At 71.5% G+C, this 18878-nt stretch carries 18 protein-coding genes and 1 pseudogene; 9 read left to right on the top strand and 10 right to left on the bottom strand.

Annotation, left to right across the window (positions count from 1 at the left end; genetic code table 11):
* Positions 1–2: 2 nt before the first annotated feature.
* The gene (locus EMA17_RS20205; protein ID WP_160161480.1) at positions 3–809 is read right to left on the bottom strand and encodes a tyrosine-protein phosphatase; all 807 of its coding nucleotides are present in this window, start codon (positions 807–809) and stop codon (positions 3–5) included.
* A gap of 179 nt (positions 810–988) precedes the next feature.
* Between EMA17_RS20205 and EMA17_RS20210 the strand changes: the two genes are divergently transcribed.
* On the top strand, positions 989–1738 hold the full coding sequence (locus tag EMA17_RS20210; RefSeq protein ID WP_126638466.1) for an ABC transporter ATP-binding protein: 750 nt from the start codon (positions 989–991) through the stop codon (positions 1736–1738).
* Positions 1739–1742: 4 nt separating this feature from the next.
* Positions 1743–3038: a hypothetical protein gene (locus EMA17_RS20215; protein ID WP_126638467.1), complete on the top strand. Its 1296-nt coding sequence runs from the start codon at positions 1743–1745 to the stop codon at positions 3036–3038.
* Between the two features lie 379 nt (positions 3039–3417).
* Here EMA17_RS20215 and rlmN read toward each other — a convergent pair whose 3' ends face one another.
* From rlmN to rpsB, 6 genes are all read right to left on the bottom strand, one after another.
* On the bottom strand, positions 3418–4524 hold the full coding sequence (gene rlmN / locus EMA17_RS20220; protein WP_126638468.1) for a dual-specificity RNA methyltransferase RlmN: 1107 nt from the start codon (positions 4522–4524) through the stop codon (positions 3418–3420).
* A gap of 118 nt (positions 4525–4642) precedes the next feature.
* Positions 4643–5917 carry a phosphatidate cytidylyltransferase gene (locus EMA17_RS20225; protein WP_126638469.1) on the bottom strand — a complete coding sequence of 425 codons (1275 nt, stop codon included), beginning with the start codon at positions 5915–5917 and terminating at the stop codon, positions 4643–4645.
* A complete protein-coding gene (gene frr, locus EMA17_RS20230; protein WP_126638470.1) occupies positions 5917–6474 on the bottom strand; it encodes a ribosome recycling factor in 558 nt (185 codons plus the stop codon). The genes EMA17_RS20225 and frr overlap by 1 nt, the downstream gene beginning before the upstream one ends.
* 32 nt (positions 6475–6506) lie before the next feature.
* Positions 6507–7316 (bottom strand): UMP kinase, encoded by an 810-nt coding sequence (pyrH, locus tag EMA17_RS20235; RefSeq protein WP_078977400.1) that lies wholly within the window; start codon positions 7314–7316, stop codon positions 6507–6509.
* 80 nt (positions 7317–7396) lie between these two features.
* A complete protein-coding gene (gene tsf, locus EMA17_RS20240) occupies positions 7397–8230 on the bottom strand; it encodes a translation elongation factor Ts (RefSeq protein WP_126638471.1) in 834 nt (277 codons plus the stop codon).
* A gap of 203 nt (positions 8231–8433) precedes the next feature.
* Positions 8434–9372: a 30S ribosomal protein S2 gene (gene rpsB, locus EMA17_RS20245; RefSeq protein WP_126638472.1), complete on the bottom strand. Its 939-nt coding sequence runs from the start codon at positions 9370–9372 to the stop codon at positions 8434–8436.
* 454 nt (positions 9373–9826) lie between these two features.
* Between rpsB and EMA17_RS20250 the strand changes: the two are divergent.
* Positions 9827–10282: pseudogene (locus EMA17_RS20250) on the top strand (peptidoglycan DD-metalloendopeptidase family protein); the annotation flags it as partial.
* A gap of 110 nt (positions 10283–10392) precedes the next feature.
* Here EMA17_RS20250 and EMA17_RS20255 read toward each other — a convergent pair.
* Both EMA17_RS20255 and dusB read right to left on the bottom strand, forming a co-directional pair.
* Positions 10393–10974, bottom strand: coding sequence for a TetR/AcrR family transcriptional regulator (locus tag EMA17_RS20255; RefSeq protein ID WP_126638473.1), 582 nt, complete (start codon positions 10972–10974; stop codon positions 10393–10395).
* A 98-nt stretch (positions 10975–11072) separates the two neighbouring features.
* Entirely contained in the window at positions 11073–12269 is a 1197-nt protein-coding gene (dusB, locus tag EMA17_RS20260; RefSeq protein WP_126638474.1) for a tRNA dihydrouridine synthase DusB, read from the bottom strand.
* 100 nt (positions 12270–12369) lie between these two features.
* Between dusB and ybiA the strand changes: the two genes are divergently transcribed.
* Together ybiA and EMA17_RS20270 are read left to right on the top strand one after the other, a co-directional pair.
* A complete protein-coding gene (gene ybiA / locus EMA17_RS20265) occupies positions 12370–13062 on the top strand; it encodes a riboflavin biosynthesis intermediates N-glycosidase (protein WP_126638475.1) in 693 nt (230 codons plus the stop codon).
* A 14-nt stretch (positions 13063–13076) separates the two neighbouring features.
* A complete protein-coding gene (locus EMA17_RS20270; protein ID WP_126638476.1) occupies positions 13077–14093 on the top strand; it encodes a flagellar basal body-associated FliL family protein in 1017 nt (338 codons plus the stop codon).
* 112 nt (positions 14094–14205) lie between these two features.
* Here EMA17_RS20270 and EMA17_RS20275 read toward each other — a convergent pair whose 3' ends face one another.
* Complete coding sequence (locus EMA17_RS20275; protein ID WP_126638477.1) at positions 14206–15588, bottom strand: glycine--tRNA ligase; 1383 nt, start codon at positions 15586–15588, stop codon at positions 14206–14208.
* Between the two features lie 163 nt (positions 15589–15751).
* On the opposite strand from EMA17_RS20275, the gene EMA17_RS20280 reads away from it, so the two are divergent.
* From EMA17_RS20280 to EMA17_RS20295, 4 genes are read left to right on the top strand one after another with little or no spacing between them, the layout of a single operon-like run.
* Entirely contained in the window at positions 15752–16711 is a 960-nt protein-coding gene (locus tag EMA17_RS20280) for a metal ABC transporter substrate-binding protein (protein WP_126638478.1), read from the top strand.
* Complete coding sequence (locus EMA17_RS20285) at positions 16708–17484, top strand: metal ABC transporter ATP-binding protein (RefSeq protein ID WP_126638479.1); 777 nt, start codon at positions 16708–16710, stop codon at positions 17482–17484. The genes EMA17_RS20280 and EMA17_RS20285 overlap by 4 nt, the downstream gene beginning before the upstream one ends.
* Positions 17481–18443: a metal ABC transporter permease gene (locus EMA17_RS20290; RefSeq protein ID WP_126638480.1), complete on the top strand. Its 963-nt coding sequence runs from the start codon at positions 17481–17483 to the stop codon at positions 18441–18443. The genes EMA17_RS20285 and EMA17_RS20290 overlap by 4 nt, the downstream gene beginning before the upstream one ends.
* Positions 18440–18859 carry a Fur family transcriptional regulator gene (locus EMA17_RS20295; protein WP_126638481.1) on the top strand — a complete coding sequence of 140 codons (420 nt, stop codon included), beginning with the start codon at positions 18440–18442 and terminating at the stop codon, positions 18857–18859. Before EMA17_RS20290 ends, EMA17_RS20295 begins: the two co-directional genes overlap by 4 nt.
* Positions 18860–18878: the final 19 nt, after the last annotated feature.

Raw genomic sequence — 18878 nt, forward strand, 5'->3', positions numbered from 1 at the left:
GGTCACCCCGTTCCCCCTCGGATGGTGCGGCGCCAGGACTCCAGGTGGTCCGGCGCCGCACCCGCCTTGAGCAGGAACTCCGCCGCCGAGCCGTGCCGCTCCTCCAACACCCGCAGGAAGGTGTCGATGGACGCTCGCGCCGCACCGCGCATCGCGGGCGCGACCGGATGCGACGGATCGATCCGGGGCTGGCGCGGCAAGCGGTCGATGCGCTCGAACATCTCCACGAGATGCGTCTCGGTCTCGGTGTAGTCGGCGATGATCGCCTCGCGCTCGACCCCGGCGACCGACAGGAGCAGGGCGACCAGGATCCCGGTCCGGTCCTTGCCCGCGGTGCAGTGCACCAGCGCCGGCACCCCGCCGTCGCCGGCCAGGACCTCCAGCGAGCGTACGTACGACTCGCCGCCGCGCTCTGCCATCCGCATGTAGAGCAGCCCGGCCCCGAACTCGTCCACGCTGCCCAGGTCGATGTCGTCGTCCAATCCCAGGCCCTGGGTCTGCCCGGCCGACACGTCGCCGATCGCGGCCCGGTCGGCGGCCAGCGCCGAGCGTCGACCCAGCAGCGGCAACCGGTGTCGAACCACGCCCGCCCACTCGGTCGGGGGCAACCCCTCGTGGTCCGAACGCAGATCGAGCACGTGCCGCACGCGATAGGTGTGGATCAATCGGTCGACCCCCTCGGGGGTGAGCAGATCCGGGGTCTCGGACCGCATCAGTACCCCCGTTCGAGTGACACCGCCGCCGATCAGCGGTAGGTCGCCGACGTCGCGGGCATTGAGCAGATCTGGAAGATCGAGTCGGCGGTTCATGTGCACCCCGTTCGGAACGCGTTCGAGACACCTGTTCGCCTCATCATGATGTGTGCGAACTCCCGCCGCCGACAGGGCTCCCGAGTGAGGGGGTTTGTCGCCCGTGCCGAAACCACGTGCCGCGACGCTCGTTGGAGGACAACGGGTGGCAACGAACGTATCTCTGCGGGAGGTGTGCCATGTCCCTGTCATCCCGCTCGACGAGACCCACTGACCGGCGCGCCGGCGCCGACGGATCGACCGCCCCACCCGACAACGACGTGCTGCGCGCTCACGGACTGACCCTCACCCAGGGGTCGCGAACGCTGCTGCGCGACGTCTCGGCCGCGGTCCGCGCCGACGAGACGTTCGCGATCACCGGGCCCGACGGCGCCGGCAAGTCGGCGCTCCTCGCCTGCCTGTCCGGCGTGCTCGCCCCCGACGCCGGCGAGATCTGGTTCAACAGCGGTCCGCTGCACGTGCTCGACGAGAAGGGCCGCACCGCGTTGCGGCGCCGGCACTTCGGCCTGGTCGACGGCCGCACCCGGCTGCTGCCCGAGTTGACCGTCGCGGAGAACGTCGCGCTGCCGCTGCTGCTGGATCGCACGCGCCGCACCGAGGCGTTCGCGATCGCCCGGCACTGGATGGAGCGGCTCGACGTCACCGAGCACGCCGAGGCCCGGCCGCCGGGCCTGGGACCGGCGCTGCTGCGTCGGGCGGCGGTCGCCCGCGCGCTGGTCACCCGACCGGCGGTGGTCTTCGCGGACGAGCCGGCGCACGGCCTGGCCGGTGCCGAACTCGACCATCTGATGCGGATCCTGGTCTCCGCCGTGCGCTCGCACGGGATCACCCTCGTACTGGCCACCGCCGATCGGCGGGTGGCGGCGCACGCGGACCGCGGTCTGGTCCTGCGCGAGGGTCGTCCCGACCCGCGCGCGGAGGGGTGGTAGGCCGATGTCCGGGGCCGGCGCACGGGTCCTGCGCGACGTGTGGCACGGCGCGTCCCGGGTCGACGCGGTGCGGGTGCTGGCCGGCGCGGCGCTGGCGGGCGGTGCCACGATCGTGCTGCTCTGCCTGCTGGCCTGGGCCCGCCCGAGCGAGCACCCGGCACCGGCGCCGACCGGTCCGCTGCTCGCGGCGCTGCCGGTGCTGGCCGCCGTGGCGGTGCTGACCGCGGTCGGCACCCGGCTCGCGGTCCTGCATCGGCACGACCGGGCCGACCGCGCCCGGCACGCCCGCGCCGAGGTCGCCGAGGGGCCGCCGGCCCCGGGGCACGGGGCCGAGCGGGGGGCGGTGGCGACGGAGGCGGGGATCACGGCCCTGGTCGGCACGATCGCCGGGATGCGGGCACACCTGCTGCTGCGCTCGGTGCGGGACTCGGTGCCGCCCTCGGTGGGCCGACTGCTCGAGGTGGGCGCGGAGGCGCACTGGCCCGGCCTGGTGGCGCTGCTCGTGGCGATGCCCACGATCGCGGCGATCGCGGCGGCGAGCGCGGTGCGGGGGCCGTCGACCCGATCGTCACCCCGGGTGCCGCCGTACGTCGGGCCGCTCCTGGTGCTCGCCGGGCTGCTCGGGCAGTACCTGATCGCCGACCCGGCCCGTCCGGAGGAGTTGCCGCACGGCGCGCTGCCGGCGGCGGTGGGCGGATACGCCGCGGTGCTGATCGGGGCCGCGCTGACCATGCCCTGGTTGGTGGCCTGGCTCGGCGGCGGCTGGGCGGCCCGGGCCCGTCGGGCCTGGACGTTGTGCGCGGCCCGGCGGATGGAGGCCGCCGCGCACGGCCTGGCGCTGCCGCTCGGACTGACCACGATCGCGCTGGCGGTGGTCACCACCGGCCGGCTCGCGGGCGACCGCACGCCGGTCCGGATGGCCGACGCGCCGCTGTTCCTGACGGTGGCCACGGTCTCGCTGTGCGCGGCGGCGATGTTGTTCGCGGTGGTCGTCGAGTACGGCCCGGCCCGCCGGGAGACCTCGCGGACCCTGCACTCGATCGGCGCGACCACGCCGACGGATCGCCGCGCGGCCCTGGTCGCCCTCGCCGTCCCCGTCCTGGTCTGCGTGCCGACGGCGATCACCGTCGGCACACTGGCGGCCTGGCCAGCGCACGAGGGCGCCAATCCGTTCCCGACGGTGTCCACCCGCACCGCGCTGCTCGGCACGGTCTGGGCGGTCGGCCTGCTGGTGGCCGCGCTGATCGCGGCGGCGGCGGTGATCCTGCGGGACGAACGACCGCAGCGGCGCCGGGCCTGAACCCCGGACAGGCATGGGAAAACACTGCAGACATGGGAAAACACTCCGAGCCCGGCGCGGCGTCCCCTTCCGCGACGGGCTCGAAGTGCTTCTCGTCTCGGGGGCCACGCGACCCCGAGCCGTGCGCCGGATCGTGTCCCTTCGACCGGCGGCTTGGGCGTGCCACCGCCGGATCATTCGAACGGGGGGATCAAAGGATCCGACGGCCTGGCACTGAGATCAGTCTGCCCTGTGCGGCCTAAGGATCCGATAAGGATTCGTTACCCGTTCTATATCGCCGCGCCGCGCACCCGTGACCTGCACCGATTGTCCCGCTTGCCGACTGTGTCCCGCGCGATCGGCGGGCCGGCCGACGCCGCCCGCCGATCGAGCCGCGGAATCAGACCTCGGCGGCGGCGAGTTGCCCGCACGCGCCGTCGATGTCGCGACCCCGGGTGTCCCGGACGGTGACCGGCACGCCGTGCTTGGTCAGCAGCCGGACGAACTCCTCCTGGCGCTCGGCCGTGGAGGCGGTCCACTTCGACCCCGGAGTGGGGTTGAGCGGGATCAGGTTGACGTGCGCGTTGTGGTTCTTCAGCCGACGCCCGAGCAGGTCGGCCCGCCAGCCGTGGTCGTTGATGTCCTTGATCAGCGCGTACTCGATGGAGACCCGGCGACCGGTGACGCCCTCGTAGTGCCAGGCCGCGTCCAGCACCTCGCGCACGTCCCAGCGGGTGTTGACCGGGACGAGCGTGTTGCGCAGGTCGTCGTCCGGCGCGTGCAGGGACAGGGCGAGGGTGACCGGGATCCGCTCCTCGGCGAGCTTGTACATCGCGGGGACCAGGCCGACCGTGGACATGGTCACCGATCGGGCGGAGATGCCCAGGCCCTCGGGGCTCGGGTCGATCAGCCGGCGAACCGCGCCGACCACGGCCTTGTAGTTGGCCAGCGGCTCGCCCATCCCCATGAAGACGATGTTGCTGACCCGGCCCGGACCGCCGGGCACCTCGCCGCGCGCGAGGGCCCGCGCGCCGGCGAGCACCTGCTCGACGATCTCGCCGGTGGACAGGTTGCGGGTCAGGCCCGCCTGGCCGGTGGCGCAGAACGGGCAGTTCATCCCGCAGCCCGCCTGCGAGGACACGCACATCGTGACCCGGTCGGGGTAGCGCATCAGGACGGCCTCGACGAGGGTGCCGTCGAAGAGCTTCCACAGCGACTTGCGGGTGGCCCCGTCGTCGCAGGAGATGTCCCGTACGGAGGTCATCAGCGAGGGCAGCAGGGCTTCGGCGAGCCTGGCCCTGGTCGCGGCGGGCATGTCGGTCCACTGCTCGGGGTCGTCCGAGAGGTGACCGAAGTAGTGCTTGGACAGTTGGGCCGCGCGAAACGGCTTCTCGCCCAGCTCGGCCACCGCCTCGCGGCGCTCGGCGAGGGTGAGGTCGGCAAGGTGGCGCGGCGGCTTCGAACGACGCGGCGGCGCGGTGAAGGTGAGTTCTCCAGGTTTGGGCATGGCTCGTCCAGTGTCGCAGGTGTACGGGCGGGGCCGGATCCGGCGGGGCTCGAAGACCCGCCCGGCCCCGCTCCGTGCGTCCGCGTGGCCTGTCCGGAAGGGCCGGATCAGGTCCGGGTCATACGAATGCGGCGAGCAGCAGCCACACCACCGGGGCGGCGGCGAGCAGCGAGTCGAGGCGGTCCATCACGCCGCCGTGACCGGGCAGCAGGCTGCCCATGTCCTTGACCTTGAGGTCGCGCTTGATCATCGACTCGGCGAGATCGCCGAGCGCGGACACCGCCGCCGCCGCGACGCCCACCACGGCGCCCTGCCACCACGCGCCGTCCAGCATGGACATCACGCACAGCGCGCCCGCGGCGGCGGCGAGGATCACGCCGCCGGCGAAGCCCTCCCAGCTCTTGCCGGGACTGATCGTGGGCGCCATCTTGTGTCGACCACCGGAGATCACCCCGGCCGCGTAGGCGCCGGTGTCGGCGCACACCACCAGGATGATGAAGGTCAACACCCGCTTCGCGCCGTCGTCGTCGCCCAGCATGAGCACCGCGAAGCCGGCCAGGAACGGCAGGTAGAAGACGGTGAACACACCCGCCGTCATGTCCCGCAGGAAGTCCTCGGGGCCCTCGGTCATCCGCCAGATCATCACCGCCACGGCGGTCAGCGCGGTCGCCACGGCCAACCCCTGCGCACCGCGCGCGTAGGCGGCGATCAACATCGCCGCCGAGCCGACCGCGAGCGGGATCACCGGAATCCGGATCCCGCGCCCGACGGTGGCGCCCTGCGCGGTCCGCCCGGCCGCGTCTGCGACCGCCTCGGCCCGGCCGAACGCGCCCGCCAACTCCCACAGTCCGACCAGGACCGCGAGCAGCACGACGCCCACGAACAACACCTGGACGGTGAGCAGCGAGGCCACGATCACCCCGCCGAGGGCGACGCCGACGCCGATCGCCTGGGGCAGGTTGCGTCCGGCCTTGCCGACGGGTTTCGCGGGTTGGTCCCCGGTCACCACACGGCCCTCGCGTGGCGCCTCGACGGGCGCCGGGTCCCGTCGAACGGGCTCCTCGTGGAACGGCCCGCCCGCGTCGGGCCGCGACCCGTCGTCCGGGTCGTGACCCGCGATCGGTGAGAGCACCTGCGTGTGGTCATCCTGTGTCCGTACCCCGACGCCGGCGGGAAAGTGCTGCTGCGCACGAATGGCGCCGTCGCCGTGGCCGTCCGGCCTGCCGGGCCGGACCGCATCGTAAGGGGCCGCGTCGTAACCCGTCGGCGCGTCCGGGACCTGCTCCGGCCACGCGCCGTACGACCCGTACGGGTCGTGGCCGGGCGGCAGATCGGGGTGCGCTCCCGCGGGCGGATCGGCCGGCGGCGTACCGCCCCAGGTCGAGTCGTTCATCAGACTTCGAGCAGCTCGGCTTCCTTGTGCTTCAGCAACTCGTCGATCTGCGCGACGTACTTGTGGGTCGTGTCGTCGAGTTCCTTCTCGGCGCGACGCACCTCGTCCTCGCCGGACTCGCCGTCCTTGACCAGCTTGTCGAGCGTGTCCTTGGCCTTGCGGCGGATCGACCGCAGCGAGATCTTCGCGTCCTCGCCCTTGCTCCGCGCCACCTTGATGAACTCCTTGCGGCGTTCCTCGGTGAGCTGCGGGAAGACGACCCGGATGACCTTGCCGTCGTCGGTCGGGTTGACCCCGAGGTCGGAGTCGCGGATCGCCTTGACGATCGCGTTCCTCGAACCGCCGTCGAACGGGGTCACCAGGACCATCCGCGGCTCGGGGGTGGTGAACGACGCGAGCTGGTTCACCGGGGTCGGCGAGCCGTAGTAGTCCACGAGGATCTTGTTGAACATGGCCGGAGTGGCCCGGCCCGTGCGGATCGCCGCGAAGTCGTCCTTGGCGACCACGACGGCCTTCTCCATCTTTTCCTCGGCCTCGAGGAGAATCTCGTCGATCATGTCGGCTCCTGTCCCGGTCCTGTCGCCGTCGATCAGCCGTCGGTACGGCTGACCAGGGTGCCGATCTTCTCACCCCGCACGGCGCGGGCGATGTTGCCCTCGACGAGCAGGTTGAAGACGACGATCGGCAGTTCGTTGTCCATACACAGGCTGATCGCGGTGGCGTCCGCGACCTTGAGCCCGCGGGCGAGCACCTCGGCGTGATCCAGACGATCGAACATGACCGCGTCCGGGTTGGACTTCGGGTCGCAGTCGTATACGCCGTCGACGCCCTTGGCCATGAGCAGCGCGACCGCGTCGATCTCGAGCGCGCGCTGGGCGGCCGTGGTGTCGGTGGAGAAGTAGGGCATGCCCATGCCCGCGCCGAAGATGACCACGCGGCCCTTCTCCAGGTGTCGCACGGCGCGGCGCGGGATGTACGGCTCGGCGACCTGGCCCATCGTGATGGCGGTCTGCACGCGGGTGTCGATGCCCTGCTTCTCCAGGAAGTCCTGGAGCGCCAGGCAGTTCATCACCGTGCCGAGCATGCCCATGTAGTCCGAGCGGGCGCGGTCCATGCCGCGGATCTGCAACTCGGCGCCGCGGAAGAAGTTGCCGCCGCCGATCACGATGGCGACCTGGGTGCCGCGGCGGACCACGTCGGCGATCTGGAGCGCGATGGTCTGCACGGTGTCGGGGTCGACACCGAGGGCCCCGCCGCCCGCGAACGCCTCACCGGAGAGCTTGAGCAGCACCCGGCGCGCGTAGGGGTTCGGCTCGTCGCCCTCGGCGGACGACGAGGAGGCCGCCTTCGTTTCGGTTTCCTGCACGGTTCCCTCCACGCCTTGCGGCCTCCTCGCCATACTGCTTTTCACTGCGTTCATGCCTACTACATGCCCCGACCGTGTTCACTTCCCGGCCGGGGCGGTGCCGCGAGTGGCGATCAGACGCCGACCTTGAAGCGGGTGAAGCGCTTGACCTTGACGCCGGCCTCGTCCAGGACCTTGCCCACGGACTTCTTGCTGTCCTTGGCGAACGCCTGGTCGAGCAGCACGTTGTCCTTGAAGTAGCCGGTCACCCGGCCCTCGACGATCTTGGACAGGGCGGCCTCGGGCTTGCCCTCCTCGCGCGCGGTGGCCTCGGCCACACGACGCTCGGTCTCGACCGTCTCGGCCGGCACGTCCTCGCGGGCGAGCACGGTGGGCGAGAACGCGGCGATGTGCTGCGCGACGTCCTTGGCCACCTCGGCGTCGGCGCCGTCCAGCTCGATCAGCACGCCGATCTGCGCGGGCAGGTCGGGGCTGGTCTTGTGCAGGTACGCGGTGACGAAACCGTCGGCGTACTGCGCGAAGCGGTCGAGCACGATCTTCTCGCCGAGCGTGACGTTCGCGTCGTCCACGAACTGCTGGACGCTCTTGCCGGCCTCGATCTCGCTCGCGAGCAGCGCGGCGATGTCGGCGGGCGAGGTCTTGGCGACGTGCGCGGCGATCGCGTTGGCGGCCTCGATGAACTTCGGGCTCTTGGCCACGAAGTCGGTCTCGCACTTGAGCTCGACCAGGACGCCGGAGGCGTTGCCGTCGAGCAGCGCGACGATCGCGCCGTTGGACGCCGAGCGACCCTCGCGCTTGGTGACGCCCTTCTGGCCCTTGACGCGAAGGATCTCGACCGCCTTGTCGACGTCGCCTTCGGCCTCTTCGAGGGCCTTCTTGCAGTCCATCATGCCCGCGGCGGTGAGCTCACGGAGCTTCTTCACGTCCGCGGCGGAGAAGTTCGCCATGTCCTGATTCTCTCGTCTCTCGGTCAGCGGCCCGGTTGCCCGAGCGACTGCGGGTGAGGGTGTCGCCCCACCCGATGAAGGTCAAGGGTCCGTGCGGTATTCCGACACATACGGGGATGTACGGGATGCGTACGCACCGTGATCGGGTCCCGGCACAGGGCGAGGGGTACGCCGGCCTGGCCGTCGTACCCCTCGTTCCAGGGTCAGGCCTGCGGGTCGGCCTCGGCGGCGGGCGCCTCGGTGACCGGGGCTGCCTCGGCGGCCGGAGCGGCCTCGGTGGCCTCGGCCTCGACGTCGGCCTCGGTGACCGAGCCGGACTCGACGACCTCTTCGGCGGCGGGGGCGGCCTCGGCCGGAGCGGCCTCGTCCTTCTTGCCCGCCTCGAGGAGCTCGCGCTCCCAGTCGGCGAGGGGCTCGCCGGCGGTGGCCTTGGTGTCGGCGGCGGCGCCACCGGCACGCGACATGAGACCGTCGGCGACGGCGTCGGCGATCACGCGGGTGAGCAGCGTGACCGAGCGGATCGCGTCGTCGTTGCCCGGGATCTTGTAGTCGACCTCGTCGGGGTCACAGTTGGTGTCGAGGATCGCGACGACCGGGATGTGCAGCTTCCGGGCCTCGCCGACGCCGATGTGCTCCTTCTTGGTGTCCACGATCCACACGGCCGAGGGCACGCGCTGCATGTCGCGGATGCCGCCGAGGGTCTTCGCCAGCTTGTCCTTCTCGCGCTTGAGGACGAGCAGTTCCTTCTTCGTCATGCCCGAGCCGGCCACGTCGTCGAAGTCCAGCTGCTCGAGCTCCTTCAGGCGCTGGAGGCGCTTGTAGACGGTCGAGAAGTTGGTCAGCATGCCGCCGAGCCAGCGCTGGTTGACGTAGGGCATGCCCACGCGCGTCGCCTGCTCGGCGATCGCCTCCTGCGCCTGCTTCTTGGTGCCGACGAACAGGATCGTGCCGCCGTGGGCGACGGTCTCCTTGACGAACTCGTAGGCGCGGTCGATGTACGACAGCGACTGGAGCAGGTCGATGATGTAGATGCCGTTGCGCTCCGTGAAGATGAAGCGCTTCATCTTCGGGTTCCAGCGGCGGGTCTGGTGACCGAAGTGGACGCCGCTTTCCAGCAGCTCCCGCATCGTGACGACGGCCATGGCCGTACGCTCCTTGGACTCTCGTCCCGGCGATCGAGCCCGGGACTCTCGGTTGTGTCGTGACGACGGGTCGCCGTCACGCCTGACGCCCGCGACACCACGCCGAGGTCCTTGCGGATTCCCGGACCGAGAGGTGTCCCCATCGAGTCCCGCTCACTGGCGTCTCGCCATGCGGGACGTCGGCGGCTCGAAGGTGGGCGCGCGAAGTCGACCCGGAAGGCCGGGCCGCTCCGGGAAGTGTACGGGACCGGTACACGGCCGGGCGACTCGCCTTCCGGCCACCCTTTTCCACCGCCTCGTCGGCTTGTATGCCGGCTTTTCGCGGCGTATCGCAGTTCGATGATCGACGACCGCTTGTGGACGAAAAAGTTGTCTACGCGCACCGGATGGCCGTTTGTCCACAGGCCGGCGCGGATCGGCGCACACGTCGGGCGCGGGCGGTGAGTCTGGGCGCATGAACGATTCGAGGTCGGGTCGCGGACCCGCCGTGCTGGGTCTGCTGTTGCTCACCGCCGTGGTGTCGACGGTCGCGTCGCCCCTCGCTTCCCCGGTGCCGCTCGCGGCGGGGGCGGCGCGGGCCGCACCACAGGCTCGGCGCTGGGTGTGGCCACTGGATCCCCGACCGGTGGTGCTGCGCGGGTTCGAGCCGCCGGCGGCGGCGTGGCTGGCCGGGCATCGCGGGGTGGATCTGGCCGCGACGGTGGGCCGGCCCGTGCGCGCGGCGGGCGCGGGGGTGGTGGTCTTCGCCGGCGCGGTGGCCGGGCGCGGGGTGGTCACCGTGCGACACGGCGACGTGCGCACCACCTACGAGCCGGTGCTGGCGTCGGTGGCGGCGGGTCGGGTGGTCGCGGCGGGCGACCCGATCGGGGTGCTGGCGCCGGGGCCGTTCCATCTGCCGGTGCCGTGTCTGCACTGGGGGTTGCTGGTGCCCGAGTATCACGACCCGCTCACGCTGCTGCGCCGGGTGCGGGTGCGGTTGTACCCGAACCGCCCGGGGTCGGGTTCGTCGGGTTCGGCGGGCTACGCGACCCGCGCGACGCCGCCGAGCACCAGGGCCAGCGTGGCGGACTCGGCCTCGGCGGGGTCGGCGCCGCACTCGATCCGCCGGACCGCCGCGTCGACCATGCCCTGGACCAGCGTGGCGACCAGCATCGGGTCCCGGTGGCCGAGCGCGGACAGCGCGTCCACCACCAGTTCGACGATCCGCCCGTGGGCGGCCCGGATGCGCTCGCGCGCGTTCGCGTCCAGCTCGCCGGTGGAGATCGCGACCACGACGCGATGACGACGATCACCGACCAGTTCCAACTGGCGCGCCACGTAGGCCGCGATCTTCTGCGCCGGGTCCTCGGTCGCGCCCATCGCGTCCTCGACCTCGGCCACCCACGCCGGCAGGTCGACGGCGCACAGTTCCTCGACGACGGCCGCGCGCGAGGCGAAGTATTCGTAGAGCGAGGAGCGGGCCAGGCCGGTGCGTTCGGCCAGGGCGGGGAAGGTGAGCGCGGCGAAGCCGCCCTCGTCGAGCAGGCTCCGGGCGGCGTCGAGCAGCGCGGCGTGCTGCATCGCACGGTGCTCGGCGACGGAGGAGGCTCGAATCTTGGGCATTCCCTCACTCTACGACGTCACCGTGCGTGCCATCGGGGAGCCGGCCCGATTCCCGGACTTCCCGGATCCCGGGTGCGCGGCGCCCCTCGACGGCGCGGTCAGCCGCCGGAGTGGTCCAGTTCGGCGTCGACCGGGGGCAGCGCGCACTCGGGGTCGTCGAGCCAGCCCTCGGGCAGCACGACGCGCTTGCCGCCCGCGGTGCGCCCGCGCGGGCCGTCGGCGCCGATCGGCCAGGGCTGGTCCAGGTCGAGCTGCCCGAACCAGTCGTCGAGTTCGGCCAGGCTGCTCGCGGTGGCCAGGCCGCGGCGGATGGTGCCGCCGACCGAGAAGCCCTTCATGTACCAGGCGACGTGCTTGCGCAGGTCGGTGACGCCGTGGGTCTCGTCGCCGATCCACTCGGCGAGCAGCACCGCGTGCCGGCGCATGATCGTGGTGACCTCGCCCAGGGTCGGCCGGGCCCGGTCGGCGCTGCCCTCGAAGGCGGAGACCAGGTCGCGGAACAACCACGGGCGGCCCAGGCAGCCGCGACCGACCACGACGCCGTCGCAGCCGGTTTCGCGCATCATCCGCAGCGCGTCCTCGGCGTCCCAGATGTCGCCGTTGCCGAGCACCGGGATGTCGGTGACGACCTCCTTCAGCCGCGCGATGGCGGACCAGTCGGCGGTGCCGCCGTAGTGCTGCTCGGCGGTGCGCCCGTGCAGGGCGACCCAGGTGACACCCTCGTCCACGGCGATCCGGCCCGCGTCGAGGTAGGTCAGGTGGTCGTCGTCGATGCCCTTGCGCATCTTGATGGTGACCGGGACGCCCCGCGCGTTCTTGACCGCCGAACGCAGGATGTCGCGCAGCAGGTTGCGCTTGTAGGGCAGCGCGGAACCGCCACCCTTGCGGGTCACCTTGGGCACCGGGCAGCCGAAGTTGAGGTCGATGTGGTCGGCCAGGCCCTCGTCCACGATCATCGCGACCGCGCGGCCGACGATGTGCGGGTCGACCCCGTACAGCTGGATGCTGCGCGGGCGCTCGGTCTCGGCGAAGCGGATCAGCCGCAGCGTCTTGGCGTCCCGCTCGACCAGCGCGCGGGTGGTGATCATCTCGCTGACGTACAACCCGGCCGGGCGCGCGGTGGTGGCCGCCTCGGCCTGCTCCTGGCACAGCGTGCGAAACGGCGCGTTGGTGATACCGGCCATGGGGGCCAGCACCACGGGTGGCCGAATCCGCTCGCCGCCGGAGGCGCCCAGGCGCAGCGGCGGCCACGGGCTGCCGGTGGCGTCGGGCGTGGGTGCGTCGGCGGGTGCCATGGACGGTGCTCCAGGAGGGGTGTGGGGATGGATCCGATCCATTGTCCCCCACCGGGAAAAGCGGTTTCCGGGTGTCGCCGGTCCTGGCAGCATCGCGGTCATGACCTCCGATTCCCCGCCGGCGTCCACCGGGTCCGCCGCCGAGTCCGACCGTGAACCGCTCGACGTCGCGTCGCTGATCCTGCGGGCCCGACGGCAGCCCCGGCTGAAGTACGTCTTCTTCTGGGGGCACCGCGAGCCGATCCGGGGGGTGGACGCGAGTTGTCTGAGTCAGTGGTATCCGTCGCCGTTCGAGGTGGACGGGATCACCTATCGCACGGCCGAGCACTGGATGATGGCCGGCAAGGCCCGGATGTTCGGCGACGCCGACGCGGAGCGGCGGGTGCTGGCGGCCGGTCACCCCAAGACCGCCAAGACGATCGGGCGTCAGGTGCGCGGCTTCGACGAGCAGCGGTGGGTGGACGAGCGGTTCGAGTTGATCGTGCGCGGCAACGTGGCCAAGTTCGGGCAGCACCCGGACATGGGCGCGTTCCTGCTCGGCACCGGGCGGCGGATCCTGGTCGAGGCCAGTCCGCTGGACCGGATCTGGGGCATCGGGCTGGCCGCCGACGACGAGCGGGCGGGCGACCCCGAGCGCTGGCGCGGGCTGAACCTGCTCGGCTTCGCGCTGATGGCGGCCCGCGCCCGGTTGGCCGGCCCGGCCGGCTCCGGCGCCTCGCCCGGCTCGACCGCGTCGGCCGGAGGGCACGATCACGCGGTGGCGGAATCGGCTCCTGCACCGTCGTCCGGATGAACTAACCTCCGCACATGAGTGCCTTCCCGCCCCCGCAGCCCCCGAACGGGCCCGGCTACGGCCACGGGCAACAGCCGTACGGACAACCGAACAACGGCCGGTCGGCCCATGGGCAACCGCCTCAGGGTCAACCGGCCTACGGGCAACAGCCGTACGGACAACAACCGTATGGGCAGCAGCCGTACGGACAGCAGCCCTACCCCCAGCAGTACGGCCAGGGTTACGGCCAGCCGCCGCCCGCGCCGCCGGGCCGGCCGAAGTGGCTGGTGCCGACGGCGGCGGTGGTGGCGCTCGCGGTGATCGGCGGCGGGGCGTTCTTCTTCCTGTCCGGGGACAAGGACGACGACAAGAAGCCCGCCGCGCAGATGTCGCCGACCGCTCCCGCCAACGGCGGTTCGCTGCCCGCGACCGGCGGTTCGCCCGGACCGGGCGCCGACGAGCCCAAGGGGTTCCAGTCGGCGCCGCCGCCGAACAACTCGGCCATCGACGACCTGTCGACCGACAAGTTGTCCTTCACCACCGACTACTTCTTCAAGGACACCGCCGAGTTCCAGGGGCGCACCGGCGCGAAGTATCGGCAGTTGGGCAGCGACGACTCGGCGGCCAAGGACTGCTCGAAGGTGATCACGGCCGGTGGCTCGGCGGTCACCCAGAACGGCTGCGTGGGCGTGCTGCGCGGGTCGTACAAGGACTCGGCCGGGAAGTACGCGGTGACGCTGTCGGTGGTCTCGATGCCGAACAAGGAGAAGGCCGAGGCGGTGAAGAAGGGACTGGGCACGATCGCGCTGTCCAACTCCCCGATCGCCTGGCTCCAGCCGCCGGCGTCGAGCGGGGTCACCTTCAAGGACGGCTCCGAGCACGCCGCGATCGCCACCACGACCGGGCACTACGTCCTGATCCTGGACATCGGCCGGGCCGACGGCGGGCCGATGAAGGGCCAGGGCGAGGAGGCCTCGAAGGCCGCGGGCAACGTCCTGAACGACCTGAACTACCGGATGGCCGACCGCATCGTGGCGGGCATCTTCAGGTAGTTCGCCCGACACCCGGATCGCCGGGTGGCACGACGGCCCGCGACACACGTGAGGGGCGCCGTCCGAGACGGCGCCCCTCACGGCGTTCACCCGGCCCGCGGCCGGTTTCGGGTCAGCAGCCCGGCAGGCGTGCCGCGAGATAGCCCACGACCTGGTCGAGCGACACCCGCTCCTGCTGCATCGTGTCGCGCGAGCGCACGGTCACCGCGTCGTCCTCGAGCGTGTCGAAGTCGACGGTGATGCAGAACGGCGTGCCGATCTCGTCCTGGCGGCGGTAGCGGCGGCCGATCGCGCCGGCGTCGTCGAAGTCGCAGTTCCAGTACTGCCGCAGGTCGGCGGCCAGGCCCCGGGCCTTCGGCGACAGGTCGGCGTTGCGCGACAGCGGCAGGATGGCCGCCTTGACCGGCGCCAGGCGCGGGTCGAGCCGCAGCACGGTGCGCTTCTCCAGCTTGCCCTTCGCGTTCGGCGCCTCGTCCTCGAAGTAGGCGTCGAGCAGGAACGCGAGCATCGCCCGGTTCAGACCCGCGGCCGGCTCGATGACGTACGGGAACCAGCGCTCACCGGCGTCCTGGTCGAAGTACGACAGGTCGGTGCCGGACTTCTCCGAGTGGGTGCGCAGGTCGTAGTCCGTGCGGTTGGCGATGCCCTCCAGTTCGGAGAACTCGGTGCCGCCGAAGTTGAAGCGGTACTCGATGTCGACGGTGCGCTTCGAGTAGTGCGACAACTTCTCCTTCGGGTGCTCGAAGAAGCGCATGTTGTCCGGGTTCAGGCCGAGACCGATGTACCAGTCCCAGCGCTGCTGCATCCAATATTCCTGCCAGTGCTCGTCCTCGCCCGGCTTGACGAAGAACTCCATCTCCATCTGCTCGAACTCGCGCGTGCGGAAGATGAAGTTGCCCGGCGTGATCTCGTTGCGGAAGCTCTTGCCGGTCTGGGCGATGCCGAACGGCGGCTTCTTGCGCGAGGTCTGCTCGACGGCCTTGTAGTTGACGAAGATGCCCTGGGCGGTCTCCGGGCGCAGGTAGGCGCGGCCGGACTCGTCCTGGGTGGGGCCGAGGAAGGTCTGCAGCAGGCCGTTGAACATCTTGGGCTCGGTGAAGGTGCCCTTGTTGCCGCAGTTGGGACAGGTGATGTCGGCGAGGCCGTTCTCCGGCAGCCGGCCGCGCTTGGCCTCGTACGCCTCTTCGAGGTGGTCGGCGCGGTAGCGCTTGTGGCACGAGGTGCACTCGGTCAGCGGGTCGACGAACGCCTCGACGTGGCCGGACGCCTCCCACACCTCGCGGGCGAGGATGACCGAGGAATCCAGACCGACGATGTCGTCACGCGAGGTGACCATCGTGCGCCACCACTGGCGCTTGATGTTCTCCTTGAGCTCCACGCCGAGGGGACCGTAGTCCCAGGCGGCCTTCTGGCCGCCGTAGATCTCACTACAGGGGTAAACGAAGCCTCGGCGCTTGCTCAGGCTGACGATGGTGTCGATCTTGTCGGCGGCCACAATGCTCTCTTCGGTGCGACGATGCGGGCAGTGACAGTGTCGGCACAGGCTACCGGCGTGCTGGTCACCCCCGTAAATCGATAACTGCCGACCCGGGTCCGCCACGGTTGGCCCAAACCCGTATTATTGACAACGATTGTCATTCTAGTTGAGAATCATTGTCATGAAGATACGCCGCTCCGCCCCGGTCGCCCTGCTCGCGACCGCCGCCGCATCCGCGCTGCTGCTCACCGGATGCGCCGGCACCGACGACGCGAAGGCGGACACCGGGGCGGGTGCGAAGGTGCGGGTGATCGCCGCGTTCTACCCGATGAAATTCGTCGCACAGCAGGTCGGCGGCCCGCACGTGAAGGTGACCAACCTGACCAGGGCCGGGGCCGAGCCGCACGACCTGGAGCTGACCCCCAAGCAGGTCGGCGCCGTCTCGCAGGCCGACCTGGTGGTCTACCTCAAGGGCCTGCAGCCCGCCGTGGACAAGGCGATCTCGCAGAACAAGCCGAAGCACGTCGCCGAGGCGAGCCGGTTCGCCCCGCTGGAGGAGCACGGCACCGAGGTACACGGCGCCGAGGACGAGCACGCGGGCCACGACCACGCCGACGCCGAACACGGCGACCCGCACGTGTGGCTCGACCCGACCCGGCTGGCCGCGATCGCGACCGGCGTGGGCGAATCGCTCGCCGGCGCCGACCCGGGCAACGCGGCCGACTACCGCGAGCGCGCCGCGGCGCTGGTGACCCGGCTGAAGACCCTCGACGGCGAGTTCACCGCCGGCCTGGCCACCTGCGCCCGCAGGGACGTGGTGACCAGCCACGCCGCCTTCGGCTATGTCGCGGAGCGTTACCACCTGAACCAGATCGCGGTGAACGGCGTCAACCCGGAGTCGGAGCCCTCCCCCGCCCGGCGGGCCGACATCCAGCGCCTGGCCCGGGACCGGGGGGTGACCACGATCTTCTTCGAGACCCTCGCCGAGCCCAAGACCGCCAAGACGCTCGCCGAGGACCTGCGTGTGCAGACCGCGGTCCTGGACCCGCTCGAGGGCATAAAAGACGAGGCCCACGACGATTACTTCTCGGTGATGCGCGCCAACCTGGACGCGCTGCGGAAGGGGCTGGGCTGCTCATGACGGAACCTCGGACGCCGGTCGCCCGGTTGATCGGCGGCACCGCCTCCCTCGGCGGCCGACCGGTGCTGCGCGGAGTGGACCTGACCGTGCGCCCCGGCGAGGTGGTCGCGCTGCTCGGCGCCAACGGCTCGGGCAAGTCCACGCTGGTGCGCACCCTGGTCGGCCTGGTCCCGCTCACCGGCGGCACGATCGAGCTGTTCGGCACCCCGTTCGCGCGTTTTCGCGACTGGTCCCGGATCGGCTACGTACCGCAGCGCACCACGGCGGCGGCGGGTGTGCCCGCGAGTGTGCGCGAGGTGGTCGCCTCGGGCCTGCTCGACGGCCGCCGGCTGTTCGGGCCGGGCCGCGAGGGGCGGGCCGCGGTGGACGCGGCGCTCGACGCGGTCGGCATGCGCGACCGCGCCCGCGACGGCATCGCCCACCTGTCCGGCGGCCAGCAGCAGCGGGTGCTGATCGCCCGCGCCCTGGCCCGCCGCCCCGACCTGCTGATCATGGACGAGCCGATGGCCGGCGTGGACCTGCGCAGCCAGGAGGTACTGGCCGGCACCCTGCGCGGACAGCAGGAGCAGGGCCGGGCGGTGCTGCTCGTCCTGCACGAACTCGGCCCCCTCGAGCCGCTGATCGATCGTGCCGTGGTGCTGCGCGAGGGCTGCGTGTGCCACGACGGACCGCCGCCGCGCGCGGTCGGGCAGCACGCGCTGCCCGGCCACGACCACGTACACCCGCACGACGATCACACCGCGCGCCACGCCGGGATGGGACTGCTCTCGTGACGATCCTGGACTTCCCCTTCATGCAGCGCGCGCTGCTCGCGGCCCTGCTCGTGGGCATGACCGCGCCCGCCGTCGGCGTATACCTCGTGCAGCGCCGGCAGGCGTTCATGGGCGACGGCATCGGGCACGTCGCGCTCACGGGTGTGGGTCTCGGCTTTCTGCTCAGCACCTCCCCCGTGCTCACCGCGGTGCTCACCGCGTCGGTCGGCGCGGTGTTGATCGAACTGATCCGCGAGCGCAGCCGGGTCAGCGGCGACGTCGCGCTCTCGGTGCTGTTCTACGGCGGCATCGCGGGCGGGGTGATGCTGATCAACCTGGCCCCCGAGGGCTCGAACGCCAATCTCCAGTCGTACCTGTTCGGCTCGCTGACCTCGGTCTCGCCCGAGGACATCCGGGTGATCACGATCCTGGCCGTGGCCGTGCTCGCGGTCACCCTCGGGCTGCGCCGCGCGCTGTTCACCGTGTGCCAGGACGAGGACTTCGCCCGGGTCACCGGGCTGCCGGTGCGTGCGCTGAACCTGCTGCTCGCGGTCACCGCCGCGGTCACCGTCACGGTCGCGATGCGGGTGGTGGGCCTGCTTCTGGTCAGCGCGCTGATGGTGGTCCCGGTCGCGGTCGCGCAGCAGCTCTCCCGCACGTTCTCGATGACCGCGGCGCTCGCGATCGTGGTCGGCGTGCTGGTCTCGGTCTCCGGCACCGCGCTGACGTACTACGTCGACGCGCCGCCCGGGGCCACCATCGTGTTGCTCGCGATCGGGCTGTTCGTTCTGGTGGGAGTGCTCGCGACGCCGTTGAATCGGCGCCGGGCCCGACGCGCGGAGGCGGCGGCGGGGGAGGTGGACCCGCCTCGGATCGACGACGTGCGTGTGGACGCGGAGGTCCCCGGCGCCGGCACAATGGCGGGGCAGGCACCCAGCGTCGTCGTCCGGCCCGCACCCATCGAGGAGGCACCCAGGTGACCACCGCCCACGGCACGAGCCCGGTTCGGGGTAGGTCCACCCGGCAGCGTGCCGCCGTCTCCGCGCTCCTCGACGAGATCGAGGACTTCCGCAGTGCGCAGGATCTGCACGACCTGCTCAAGCAGCGCGGCGAGGCGGTCGGTCTGACCACGGTGTACCGCACCCTCCAGGCGCTGGCGGACGCGGACGAGGTCGACGTCCTGCGCACCCAGGACGGCGAGTCGGTCTACCGTCGATGCAGCCGTGGGCACCACCACCACCTGGTCTGCCGCTCCTGCGGCCGCACCGTCGAGGTCGAGGGCCCGGCGGTCGAGCGCTGGGCGAACCGGATCGCCGCCGAACACGGCTTCGGCGACGTCTCCCACGAACTGGAGATCTTCGGCACGTGCGCCCAGTGCGCCGACACGCCGGGCTGACCCCGCCCGGATCGGCCTC

Source organism: Embleya hyalina (assembly GCF_003967355.1).
GTDB lineage: Bacteria > Actinomycetota > Actinomycetes > Streptomycetales > Streptomycetaceae > Embleya > Embleya hyalina.